Below are 12,962 nucleotides of genomic sequence, written 5' to 3' on the forward strand. Positions count from 1 at the left end.
AAAGCAAATTAGACGGCATAAAAAAAGGAAATTCCAGGGAAAAGGAAAACAGCATCTGCCCAGGCACGATAGGCTTCCGTTTTGCCAAATCGTCTTTCATCTACAAAGACCCAAACCAGAACAAATAACATGAGCAGGAAAATGGATTCTGCCATAAGAACGAGAGGACTACTTTCTTTCGACAGGATCATAGCGCAGAAAACCAAAACCAGGATAGATAAAAAATAGAGCAAAGCTTTGGTGGTTTTCTTCCCGATGGCAAGAACAAATGAAGTATGCCCATCCAATTGGTCTGTTTCCATTTCATACATGGAGAATGTCAGCAGATTGATCAGGGCGAGCAAGAAGAATTGAAGAAAGAATAAATTTTCAGGGAGTTCCAATTCCATTCCTGCCAATACCCAGGGAGCTCCCCAGACTCCAGCAGCATATATCAAAGCGACCCCCAGTTCTTTCAAAAAAAGAGGCGAAATTCTTTCTCCCACCCATTTAACAAGCAAAAAGTGAACCCCTGTAAATGCTCCCATAAAGGCTGCGAAATAAAGCATGGAAACAGGAACGAGAAAGGGGAAAAGAAATACGCATAATGCCCCGGCAAGCAAAAAAGCAAAAGCAATAGATCGAAAATAGGTATAGTGAAATAAATGACGAGGCGTATGCGCCTGATCTTTGAGGCGATAGGCATCTAATAAATGATCAGCCGTATAAATAACCCATACACTGATAGGTAAAGCGATCCAGAATATTGTGGGTACTTTCACCTCAAGCAGCAGGACTACCATATAAGCAGAACAGAGAGCCCCAAGCACTACATCTAAACTCAACAGGCGGAAGGTATGAAAGAACTTATTCATCTTCTCCTAATAAGGTGCAGGCATCTTCTTCCGGAATTTTGGCAAGGAGCTCTTGGATAGATTGTCCGCTTTCCGCATCTATCCAATTTTCTTCCAGTTCAGCCAGAGGACTAAGTACAAATGCTCGCTGAGTATAAAAAGGATGAGGTAAAATCAGCTTTTCAGAATGATGTTTCTCATGATGAAAGCTAATGATATCGAGGTCTATCAATCGAGGTCCCCATTTGAAGAGACGTTTTCGCCCCATCTCCTTTTCTACTTCCAGACAGATCTCCAACAGCCTTTCAGCATTTTCCTCAAAGCTTACCTCAATAACCGAATTCAAAAAACTATTCTGATCTCGAATTCCCCAGGCAGCCGACTTATAGAAGGAAGATTTCCGCAGGATTTTCACCTCTTTCTCCTCCAAAAGCTCATATGCTTGCAGGATATTCTTTTTCTTATCACCCAAATTGGTTCCAACTCCCAGAAAAATCATTCGTCTTTTAATCTATCAGGCTAAATTCAACTACTACCTGAGCCTCAAAATCAGTACAATTTAGCTATATTTACAGCCTGAGTGTAATAAATTGTAAAGATTAACGACCTATAGATCGTTAAGACACACAGAATAGAATTAAACACCCTTATGAATTTTTCCAAGACTTATTTGGCCTCACTATTAGCCATCGTTACAGGAGTGGTGATTATCATTCCCGTTATGTTCATTGCGGCGATAGGATGGTTTGCTTCTCTGGCATCCTCGCAAGAGGTCGTACCTGTTAAAAACAATTCCGTGCTCAAGATTTCCTTGAGTTCTCAGATGGTAGAAAATGCCAGTCCTGATCCTATGAATTTTGATCTTGAAAAGCTTCTCCCTGTTCCCGGAGCAGGATTGGCAAGCAAGATCGGTTTGTTTCAGGTAGTTCAGAATATTGAGAAGGCGAAAGAAGATGACCGTATCAACGGTATTTATCTAACCCTCGATCCCTTCAATTCTATTGGTTGGGCAAGTCTTTCCACCATACGGGAAGCCTTAGTAGATTTCAAATCTTCCGGTAAGTTTATTTATTCTTATGCCGAGATTTATACAGAGCCTACCTATTACCTGGCCAGTGTTTCAGATGGCGTTTACATGCCCCATATCGGAGGAATGGAATTTAACGGACTCTCTGCCGTTCCGATGTTCTACAAAGGTCTTTTTGATAAGACAGGCATAAAACCAAAAATCTTTAAGGTAGGAACCTTTAAATCTGCAGTTGAGCCTTATTTTCGTAAAAGCATGAGCCCGGAGAGTAAACTTCAAACCAATGAATACCTCTCTGACTTCTGGGAAATTTTCCGCAAAGAAGTAGCAGAAGCCCGTTCACTTAGTCCTGAAAAAATTGATGAATTGGCAACCAATCTCATCATGCCTGATGGAAATAAAGCGACGGAAGCCGGTTTAATGGATGGAGCGCTGTTCGAAGATGAAGTTCTGGCTCTGCTCAAAGAGAAGAATGGCCAGTCTGAAGATGAAAAACTTTCGACTATCAGCATGAAGAAATACATGCAGGTTCCTTCCGGACAATCGCTCAAGAAAAATAAAATTGCCATTGTATTTGCAGAAGGTATAATCGTCTCTGGAAAAAGCAGCGATGGAAATGTAGGTTCAGAAACAATTGTAAAAGAACTTCGCAAGGCAAGAAATGACGAGAATGTTAAAGCTATCGTTCTTCGTGTAAATAGCCCGGGTGGAAGTGCACTCGCTTCAGAAATGATGGCCAGAGAAGTAAAGCTTTGCTCTGAGAAAAAACCAACCATCATTTCCATGGGTAATCTTGCTGCCTCAGGCGGATATTATATATCCGCTTATGGAGATAAGATTTTTGCACAGGAAAATACCATTACAGGTTCTATTGGGATCTTTGGGGTATTGTATGATGGCAATCAGGCATTGAATGAAAAACTGGGCCTTACCTTTGATGAGGTAAGCACACATGCAAATGCAAATGTGGGTGATCCAAGACTTCCCTGGACCAAGACAGGTGAAGATTTCATGCAGAGAAATATCGAAAAAGGATACGGTAACTTTATCAGTGTTGTAAAAGAGGGAAGAGGATTTGCGGATTCTTTGGCAGTAGATAAAATTGCACAAGGAAGAGTATGGTCAGGGAAAGATGCGATTGAAATCAACCTGGTTGACGAAATCGGCAATCTCTATGATGCCATTGAGTATGCTTCTGAGCAAGCAGGCGTTACGGATGAGTATAGACTCCAATTGCTTCCGGTTTCCAAAAGTCCGTTTGAAGAAATCATGGGAGAATTAGGAGCCGTACAAGCTCAGCAATTGGCCCAGGAGTTGGATGTGGATGAGGAACTGAAAATGCTGAAACAGATCAAGAAAATTATTCCGGAGAGTGGCACCTATGCCCTCATGCCGATGAGTATAGAAATTCGCTAAGAATAACATTAAAACCCTAAAGCCAGCTTCCATTTGGGAGCTGGCTTTTTTTATTGCAACATTTTTCCAGCGATTTCTTTCAACATTTTTGCTGCAAGGGCAGCAGTGATATCAGACACATCCCGAAAGGGATTATATTCCACAATATCTGCCCCAATCAAATCCAGATCCAGGTTATGAAAGGCATTGATAAATTCACGCGGACTCATTCCCCCTGCTTCCTGATGAGAAACTCCCGGCACAAAAGCAGGGTCAAATACATCCAGGTCCAGAGATAAATAAACCGGGCCCTCCAGGCGAATGTCCTGCATACGATCCAGGTCTCGCATAGTGATTATATCTACCCCGAATTTATCTGCCTGCTCCTGATGATGCTTGGAGACATTTCGAATACCCACCTGAATCAGTTTTTTTGCCAGTCCTTTTTCCATAATCCTGGCAAATGGGCAGGCATGGGAAAATCGATCTCCTTCAAAGATGTCATATAGATCGGTATGGGCATCAAAGTGGAGTATGCTAAAGGGAGCGTGAAACTCTGCCATCGCCTCTACAAGCGGAAAACTAATCGAATGATCTCCTCCTAAGAAGATGGGTTTAGCTTCGGGATCTATTTTGTTTTTAATTCTGGGAAGAAGCTCTGGATAATCTCCTACTTCAATATCGCCGGAATCCAACCAATCAGCTTTTTCTTTGAGATCAATCCCATTTTCACTGATAAAATTTGAAGACCCATCATTCAGGATTTCTCTGATTTTAGCGGGAGCCTGAGCGGGACCACGCATAAATGATGACTTGGCATCGTAAGCGATTCCCAACAATTGGATTTTGCTTTTATTCATTGTAGTAGTACGATAAGTTTTTGCAAGCCTAAACTTAGCCCATTTTTTTTGTAATATTGTTCAAAGATCTGTAAAAAATTAAGCTATGCGCTATTTGACTATTACCCTACTATTTCTCCTGCTAACTGCCTTTATTGGTATCCAACAGACAGAGCAGATTGAAGAGATTGTAAAGGAAGACTTACCCTATTTGGTAAACCTGTATAAAAAGATTCATCAGAATCCGGAGATTTCATTAAAAGAGAAAGAAACTTCCAAAGCCCTGGCAGGTGAACTTCGCCAATTGGGTTTTGAAGTGACCGAGAACTTTGGGGGCTATGGGATTGTAGCTATCCTGAAAAACGGTGAGGGCCCACAAGTTCTCTATAGAACTGACATGGATGCCCTACCTATGCCTGAGAAAACCGAACTGGGATATGCCAGCAGTAAAGTCATCCAGTACAATGGAGAACAAACCGGTACTATGCATTCCTGCGGTCATGATATGCACATGGCCACCTGGGTAGGAACGGCTAGAGCAATGGCAAAAATGAAAGATCAATGGAGCGGAACCTTGATGTTCATTGGTCAACCTGCAGAAGAAATTGGTGCAGGAGCCAAAATGATGCTCGATGAGGGACTTTATGAAAAATTTGGAGTACCTGACTATGGATTGGGTTTACATTCAAGTCCGACCATTCCTGCAGGCCAGGTAGGCATGGCAGAAGGCTTTACCATGGCAAATACAGAAAGCGTAGATATCAAGATCAAAGGAGTTGGAGCACATGGAGCTTCTCCTCATATGTCTATTGATCCGGTAGTGATAGCCAGCATGATCGTTATGGAACTCCAAACCATTGTGAGTAGAAACCTAAAACCTACAGAGTCTGCTGTAGTTACGGTGGGAGCGATCAAAGGGGGAATCAAGCACAATATCATTCCTGATGAAGTTACCCTTAAACTTACGGTAAGAACTTATACCGAAGAGGTTCGACAAATGGTTCACAAACGAATCCGGGAAATTTCTAAAGGCATTGCCATTTCTGCAGGTTTGCCCGAGGATAAAATGCCTGAAGTAGTCATACCTGAAGTATTTACTCCTGCAAATTATAACAATCCTGAATTGGTGGCTAAGGTTAAAGCTTCTGCAATTGCTCAAATTGGAGAAGAAAATGTCTTGTATGCCGAACCTCAAATGGTAGGGGAAGATTTTTCTCGCTATGGCACCACAGAACATAAAGTTCCGACGGTATTATACTGGTTGGGAACAGTACCCGATCATCGAATGGAATCTGGAGATATGCCCGGACTTCATTCTCCATACTATTATCCGGAACCTGAAAGGTCAATACAGACAGGAGTAGCGGTGAGCAGTAAAACTATGATGGATTTGCTGAAAAAATAAAGGATTTAAAATTAAAAAAGGCGAATAGAGATGATCTATTCCCCTTTTTTATGCGTGATCGCTGATAAGCAATCTGGATTTAATTTTAGACATGCAGGATCCTGACAATCCACAAGGCCATTCTTATTGTCATCAAATCCATTTTTACAATTTTCAGTTTTATCTACAGGTCTTATCGCAAAAAAAGTAGCCAATACAAAGAAAATCAGAACCGCAGAGCGACGTCTTACTCGGGCCTTGAGTTCTTCATAGTTCTTCTGGTGGATAAGTTGGGAAATCATAATAATTCCGATAATCTAATTATCCAATAAATATATGTACAAACTGATTGTAGGCCTATTGAAAAGATCTCCAATTCTTACCCAGAGTTCCTTAGTGTTTACGAGCTATACCGATACTCAAGGTATAAATTTTTAAATCCGTTTCCTGGAGTAAAAGGGCTTGCATAGCAGCTTCGAAGGTAGCTCCTGTAGTCAATACATCATCAATCAGCAGAATCGGACCGTTAAGATCCTTTCCCGCTCGAAAAGCATCCTTTACATTTTCCCATCGTCTGTTGCCTCCCATTCGTGTTTGGCTGCGGGTATACCTTACACGTTTTAGAAAGTTTTTCTCGACAGCTTTCTCCAGAATTTCCCCTAAACCGATCGCTAATTCTTCTGCCTGATTGTATCCTCTCTGTACTTTTTTACGAGGGTGTAAAGGTATCGGAACTATCGCCTTAATTTCCTCGATCCAGCTTTCCTCTTTCAACCTGTGAGCATAGTAAGCTCCCAAGAATCTACCCAGCTGAGGGGATGACTTATACTTCAAGGCTTCAATGAGTGACTGGAGTTTGCCTTTTTTGTCGAAATAAAAAAGAGCCATCGCTCCTTCTAGTTTCACCCGGCCTCCCAATCGGTAATAAAATTCGTTATCCTGTGGATGTAGGTGGAAATTTGTTTCCGGAATCTGGGAAAGACAGGAGAAACAAACATGCTTTTCTTGAGATATGAGTTCTCTTTCACAGGCATAGCATCTGTGAGAATATATCAATCGAAAAAAAGATTTCAGGATTCCAGTTTGGCTCATAACAGAGATTTTCAGATTTTTAAGGGGATTTCTATTTATTTAGACACCACCTTCTCCCAGGATATCAACAACACAACTCAATAACCTGCTAAACCATCCATGAGCAGCCTAAAAAAAGTCCTCAAATTCCTCGGGATATTCATCCTTCTTTTGGTCGTTTCGCTATTTGTAGCTCCCTTCTTTTTGAAGGATAAAATAAAGAGCTTAATCAGTGAGCAGGTAAATCAACAAATCAAGGGAGAGTTTTATTTCTCAGACATTGATCTCTCATTTTTTAGAAGCTTTCCTGATGCAAGTGTGAGCATTCAGGATTTCTATCTGAAAGGAATAGAGGTTTTTGAAACAGATACACTTGCCCAGGGAAAAGAAATAAGTCTAAGCCTGGGATTGTTTTCGGTGATTTCAGGCGAATCTATTAACATCAAAAAAGTGAGCGTAAATGAAGGGAGGGTATTCGTGCATGTACTTGAAGATGGACAAGCAAATTACGACATAGCCAAAGACTCGGAAGAAGTAGCGGAGGAGAGTTCAGCTGAAATAAAAATCAGTTTGGCGGCCTACGAACTCAATAATTCAGATATCATTTATCACGATGAAAGCCTTCCGATGAAAATGAGTATCCTGAATATGGAGCATAAAGGTAGCGGAGATTTTACCCTAAGTGAATTTGAATTGGATACGCATACAGAAGCCCCGGCTTTCAATCTTATTTATGATGGAATTTCTTATGTGAGAAAAGGAAAGATTGAAGCTGATGCGAAACTGATGATTGGAATTGAGCCTATTGTCAAAGTAGCTTTTCTGGAAAACAAGATTAACCTGAATGAACTGACCCTTGAGCTAGATGGATACCTTTCTCTTCCAAATGAAGAAGATATAGAAATGGACCTTAGCTATGCGAGCCCGAAAACAAACTTCGCTTCCCTCCTATCTTTGATCCCAGGGATTTATAAAGAAGGATTTGAAGACATACACACCGAAGGAGAATTGGCTTTTTTTGGACATGCTAAAGGGATCTATAATGAGCAGCAATTGCCAGCTTTTGGAGTCACTCTGGAGGTAGATAAAGGCTTGTTCAAATATCCAGACCTGCCTAAACCGGTTAGCGGGATCCAAATTGACATGAAGGTCGAAAACCCGGATGGAATCCTGGACAATACCCGAATAGATATCAAGGAATTTCATGCCGATCTTGGAAATAATCCTATTGATGCCAAAGGAGTGATTGAGGGAATAGAAAAAGTCAGGATGGATGCTGCAGTCAAAGCCAATTTAAATCTGGCTGAAATATCCCAGGTGTATCCAATAGAAGGAACAGAATTGGCCGGAGCTTTTTCCATAGATGCAACTGCCAAAGGAACATATGATGAAAGTCGCTCACTCTTCCCCAGAGTAGATGCTCAAATGAATTTAGAGGACGGTTATGTAAAAAACGTAGAATACAATACAGAGCTAAAAAACATGGGCTTCCACGCAAAGATGCTCGATGCGAGTGGAGATATGAAAGAAGCAAGTTTGGACGTTCCTGATTTTCATTTTGAGCTTGGTGGAGAGTCTCTGGATGGAAGTCTGCAGGTAGAAAATTTTGAATCTCCCTTATATAAGCTGACGGCAAATGGAAGCCTCGACCTGGCCAAGGTCATGGAAATTTATCCGATTGACAGTATGAGTCTTGCGGGAAGAATTTTGATCGAATCCTTTTCTACCGAAGGCAGTTATGCAGATATAGAAGCTGAAAATTATACCAATCTCCCCACAAGTGGCAAAGTTCAAATAGAAAATCTTGCCTATTCAGATCTCTATTATGTTCAGCCAGGAATTACTATTAGCAGAGGAAAGGCAAATTTCACGCCTGATAAAATTGAATTCAGTGAAGCGCAGGGAACACTCGGCAAAAGCGATTACAAAGCGAATGGATATTTCAGCAATTATCTGGCCTATGTCCTCATGGATAACGAGCCCCTCAAAGGGGAAATGAAAGTAGTATCTAATACTTTTGATACCAATGAATGGATGATGGCAGAAGAAGTGGCAAATGCTGAGGGAGAGGAAGCTCCTCTGGAAGTCGTCGCAGTGCCTCCAGAATTTGATGTTTTCTTTGAGGCAGATGTAGAAAACCTCATCTATGACGATATCAACATCAAGGATTTCTCAGGTACTGTACATGTGGCTGACCAGGCAGTTGCGATGCAGGATATCAATTTCGATATGTTGGGCGGCAGGATTAAAATGAGTGGTTTATATAATACTGCTGATATAAATCGCCCTACCTACAATTTCTACATGGACCTCAAACAGTTGAATATCCAAGAGGCTTTTCAAAAGCTGAGTATGGTTGAGGCTTTTGCTCCTGCGGCTCAATTTGTGGAAGGTCTTGCCAATATGGAAGTTGGGATTTCCGGTAGATTAAAGGAAGATATGACTCCTGTTCTGGAAAATGTGAGTGGTCTTGGTTTAATGGAAATTATTCAAGGCAGATTGACCAAGTCCAACTTGATCAATAAGGTTCAGGAAAAGACAAAGATCAATGCCTTAAATGGAGGCAAAATCGACCTCAAAAATATCATCGCCCAGTTTGAAATAAAGGATGGATTTATAGAAGTAAAGCCCTTCGATTTCAACCTCAAAGGAATTACCTTCACCCTGGGAGGGAAACAGAATATTACGGGTGCGCTGGATTATAGTCTGGACATAGATGCTCCAGCAGGGAGTCTTGGAAATGCAGCCTATTCAGCATTATCCGGCTTAACGGGAGGTTCCCTGAAAACCAGTGAAAGAGTTCAGGTTAACCTAAGCGTCGGTGGAACATTTCAAGAACCCATTGTCTCAGGAGGAAGCGGTGGTACGGTAGACCAACTCAAAGATCAGGCAGCTGATCTTGCGACCGATAAATTGAAAGATAAACTGGGAGTTGGAGAAGACACACCAGATCTTAATAAAGACAGTTTAAAGCAAGAAGCTGACAAACTCGCTGAGCAAGCTAAAGATAGCGCGAAGCAAGTAGTGGAAAATGCCAGGGAGCAAGCCAAGGATTCCTTAAGCAGTGTGATAGACAAAAGCAAAGACCAGGCCCAGCAGAAAGCGGAAGAAGAGCTTAAAAAAGCGGTAGGAGATGATGCAGCCGAGGCCCTGGAAAAATTAAAAAACAAAGTGAAGCTTCCTTTCGGTAGAAAGAAGAAAAAAGATACCGTTAAAAATGGGAATTGAGGGCTTACTTTCGAAAATCCAGGTAAGACATGGCCTGATCATATTGACGTAACCAGTCAGGATTGCCAGAGATCCGACGTCGGAAGGCCCGACTTCTATCCTTAAGCGTAGCTGTAGATTTTTCTGCCATCAAATTCATCACAAATAGCATACGATCTTCATTTTCCATATGCTTTTGCCATTTATCCAGCTCGCCGTATAGACGATCCAGGGCAGCATCATTCTCAGTTGTAAACTCTACAATATGAGCAACTGCTTCTGCATCTCCTGGTTTCGCGCTTGCTTCATCCAGTAATTTTGCCATAACACGAGAGAACTCAATATATTTCTGGGAAGGTTTTTTAAAGGGATCATCTGCCAATACATCCAATTCCGTACGGGTTTCCGGACTTAGTGCCCCACTCTTGGGATTTTTACAGGCTTGCAAAAGAAGGCCCAGCAATAAAACAGATGTCAGAATTCGAAGGTAGTGTAACATTGTTCTCTTCGCTATGATGTATTTCTGTAAGCAAGATACACAATCGCTTGCTTATATAGTCCAGTATTAGGATATTTTCGCTCTAATTAACATTTGTACATATGATAAAGAACAGCTTTATACTTCTATCCATTTTCCTGCTATTCAATTTCTCAGTTTACGGACAGAAAAAGAAAAAAGTTAAAGTTCCGAAAAAGGACTTCCTCATCACCATGACAACAAGCAAAGGGAATATTTATCTGCTTTTGTATGATGAAACCCCAAAGCACAAAGAAAATTTCTTAAAGCTGACCAATGAGGGCTTTTACAATAGCACCGCTTTTCATCGGGTCATCAAGAATTTCATGATACAGGGAGGCGATCCAAATAGTAAGGATCCTAATAAAAAGAATATGTATGGCCAGGGCGGCCCTGGATATACGGTAGATGCCGAATTTGTCGACAAATTTAAGCACAAGAAGGGAGCTCTCGCGGCTGCACGTCAGGGAGATCGTACCAATCCTACCAAAGCCTCAAGTGGTAGCCAGTTTTACATTGTGCACAATCCATCCAGGTGCAAGCACCTAAACGGAAGTTATACAGTTTATGGAGAGGTAATCAAGGGAATGGATGTGGTAGACAAGATCGCCAATGTGCCAGTGAGTCGGAGGGGAAATATCCCTGCGGATCGCATTACCATTGAAGTAACGGCCAAGGAGATGAAACGCAAAAAGATTACAAAGTTGTATGGATATAAGTATCCTAAGGTAAAATAAAGCTTAACAATTAGTCGTGTTGAGCTTTGGACCAGGCCGGGTTTGAGCGTGAGAAATCATGTATTTATTTCCTCTAAGAAAAGAATACATGCTTTCTCCGCCCGCAGTCCATCGCCAGGAAAAAGCGTTGAGATGAATATTGGGAAAAAAATATCCTAACCTGCCTGTTCCAGCAATTCGGCAGCATTTTTCAATGCGGAAGGAGTAGGTTCAGCACCACTCAGCATTTGTGCAAGTTCAATGACTCTTTCTTCATGCTGAAGTTCTTGCACATTAGAGGAAGTATTTTCTCCAATGATTTCTTTTTGAATGCGGAAATGACTTTTGCCTTTAGAAGCAATTTGAGGCAAATGGGTAATGCTGAGTATTTGAAATCGGCGGGCTAGCTTTTGCATCACATTGCCAACCTTTAAAGCAATCTCACCACTAATTCCGGCATCAATCTCATCAAAGATCAAAACCGGGAAGTCGGCCCTTTCGGCAAGGGCAGCTTTTATTGCAAGCATCACACGAGAAATCTCTCCTCCTGAAGCTATCTGAGAAAGTGCGCCTTCCGGCATACCCGGATTGGTACGGATCATGAACTGAACTTTATTAAAGCCTCTCGGCCCTGCTTTAAGTTTCTCACCCTCCAACTCTATACGGGAATTTTCACCCAAAGCTCTATCTACCTGAATACGGAAAAATGCTTGTTTAAATCCAACTTCCCCCAGCATTTGATCCACTTCCGAAGACAATTCTTTTCCAGCTTTCAGGCGTTTGGATTCCAGTTCCAGACCCAGCTTAAGGAGATTAGCTATGAGTTTTTCATAGGCCTCCTTTTTCAGTTTGATATTTTCCTCCAGAGAATCAAATTCTTCAACTTTCCCCTGTACCTCTTCATAAATCCTCATCAAATCCTCTCCGGAAACTGCATTGAATTTAAGTTTGAGGCCGTGGTAAATACCCAGTCTTTCTTCTATAAATGCCAATCTTTCCGGGTCAGAGCTAACCGTTTCCAGTATTTGGCTAAAGGAATAGGCCGCATCCTTAAGCGCTTCTCGAACAGATTCCAGACGTTCAACTTCTTCTGCCAAACTTTTATTAACTCCAGAAACCTTTTTCAAAGGTTCAAGCACTGTACTCAACTGAATATAAAGTGAATCATCCTGATTGTAGATGGACTCATTCGCTCCACTCAGCGCATCTCTGACTTCTTCAGAGTTTTGCAAGAGGTTTAATTCCTGGGTCAATCGATCCTCTTCATCCGCTTCAATATTCGCAGCAGAAAGTTCTTCTAATTGATAGGTAAAAAACTCTAGTTGTTGCTTGGCCGTCCTTTCTTTTTCTTCTAACTCTTTTATTTCTGTCAACAAAGTTTCGGATGCCCTCCATTCCTGTTCAAATTTTTGAACTAAGGTTTCACAAGCAGCAAAAGCATCCAGCAATTCCAATTGCTTATCGTGAGAAAGCAAGTGATGATTTTCGTGCTGGCTATGCATATCCAACAGGATATTACTGACCTGACGTAAAACCTGCAATGAAACCGGAGTGTCGTTGATGAAAGAACGGGACTTGCCACTTGGGTTGATTTCCCTTCGAATCAAAATTTCGGACTCATTTATATCAAGGTCCTCATGGGCCATGTCAAAATCATCATAGCCTTTGAGTTGCTCAAACATACTTTGAGGTAATTCGGCAAAGCGGGCCTCCACGATACATTTTTTCCCTGAATCAAAAACAAGGGTACTGTCTGCACGTTTTCCGGTAATAAGTCCCAATGCCCCAATTAGCATGGACTTACCGGCGCCCGTTTCTCCAGTGATCACACTTAAGCCCTGATCAAAAGCAACATTTACTTCTGAAAAGAGGGCATAATTACGGATAAATAGATGCTTGAGCATGTTGGTTGAAAGTGTCCAATAGTTGAACAAAGGTAGAAGAAAATTTCGGATTTCTACATCTTCCCAGGC

General features: G+C 41.6%; 11 protein-coding genes. 4 read left to right on the forward strand and 7 right to left on the reverse strand.

Translation table 11 applies throughout. From position 1 onward, the window contains the following. Positions 1-8: 8 nt before the first annotated feature. Together R8P61_12240 and folK are read right to left on the reverse strand one after the other, a co-directional pair. Positions 9-854, reverse strand: a complete 846-nt coding sequence (locus tag R8P61_12240; protein MDW3647829.1) for a hypothetical protein — start codon at positions 852-854, stop codon at positions 9-11. Next, positions 847-1,332, reverse strand: coding sequence for a 2-amino-4-hydroxy-6-hydroxymethyldihydropteridine diphosphokinase (gene folK, locus R8P61_12245; GenBank protein MDW3647830.1), 486 nt, complete (start codon positions 1,330-1,332; stop codon positions 847-849). Before folK ends, R8P61_12240 begins: the two co-directional genes overlap by 8 nt. 150 nt (positions 1,333-1,482) lie before the next feature. Between folK and sppA the strand changes: the two genes are divergently transcribed. Then, on the forward strand, positions 1,483-3,276 hold the full coding sequence (gene sppA, locus R8P61_12250; protein ID MDW3647831.1) for a signal peptide peptidase SppA: 1,794 nt from the start codon (positions 1,483-1,485) through the stop codon (positions 3,274-3,276). 50 nt (positions 3,277-3,326) lie between these two features. On the opposite strand, the gene speB is transcribed toward sppA, so the two are convergent. Continuing rightward, complete coding sequence (gene speB / locus R8P61_12255; GenBank protein ID MDW3647832.1) at positions 3,327-4,115, reverse strand: agmatinase; 789 nt, start codon at positions 4,113-4,115, stop codon at positions 3,327-3,329. Between the two features lie 85 nt (positions 4,116-4,200). Here speB and R8P61_12260 point away from each other — a divergent pair, with 85 nt between their 5' ends. Next, positions 4,201-5,499, forward strand: a complete 1,299-nt coding sequence (locus R8P61_12260; protein MDW3647833.1) for an amidohydrolase — start codon at positions 4,201-4,203, stop codon at positions 5,497-5,499. Positions 5,500-5,534: 35 nt separating this feature from the next. Here the strand turns inward: R8P61_12260 and R8P61_12265 are convergent, their stop codons facing one another. After that, a complete protein-coding gene (locus R8P61_12265) occupies positions 5,535-5,780 on the reverse strand; it encodes a hypothetical protein (GenBank protein ID MDW3647834.1) in 246 nt (81 codons plus the stop codon). A 91-nt stretch (positions 5,781-5,871) separates the two neighbouring features. Next, the gene (locus tag R8P61_12270; protein ID MDW3647835.1) at positions 5,872-6,570 is read right to left on the reverse strand and encodes a ComF family protein; all 699 of its coding nucleotides are present in this window, start codon (positions 6,568-6,570) and stop codon (positions 5,872-5,874) included. 99 nt (positions 6,571-6,669) lie between these two features. On the opposite strand from R8P61_12270, the gene R8P61_12275 reads away from it, so the two are divergent. Further along, complete coding sequence (locus tag R8P61_12275) at positions 6,670-9,777, forward strand: AsmA-like C-terminal region-containing protein (protein ID MDW3647836.1); 3,108 nt, start codon at positions 6,670-6,672, stop codon at positions 9,775-9,777. A 4-nt stretch (positions 9,778-9,781) separates the two neighbouring features. Here the strand turns inward: R8P61_12275 and R8P61_12280 are convergent, their stop codons facing one another. Then, a complete protein-coding gene (locus R8P61_12280) occupies positions 9,782-10,255 on the reverse strand; it encodes a hypothetical protein (GenBank protein ID MDW3647837.1) in 474 nt (157 codons plus the stop codon). A 101-nt stretch (positions 10,256-10,356) separates the two neighbouring features. Here R8P61_12280 and R8P61_12285 point away from each other — a divergent pair, with 101 nt between their 5' ends. Beyond that, positions 10,357-11,010 carry a peptidylprolyl isomerase gene (locus R8P61_12285; GenBank protein ID MDW3647838.1) on the forward strand — a complete coding sequence of 218 codons (654 nt, stop codon included), beginning with the start codon at positions 10,357-10,359 and terminating at the stop codon, positions 11,008-11,010. A gap of 155 nt (positions 11,011-11,165) precedes the next feature. Here the strand turns inward: R8P61_12285 and recN are convergent, their stop codons facing one another. Beyond that, positions 11,166-12,893 (reverse strand): DNA repair protein RecN, encoded by a 1,728-nt coding sequence (gene recN / locus R8P61_12290; protein MDW3647839.1) that lies wholly within the window; start codon positions 12,891-12,893, stop codon positions 11,166-11,168. Positions 12,894-12,962: the final 69 nt, after the last annotated feature.

The organism is Bacteroidia bacterium, assembly GCA_033391075.1.
Lineage (GTDB): Bacteria > Bacteroidota > Bacteroidia > J057 > J057 > JAWPMV01.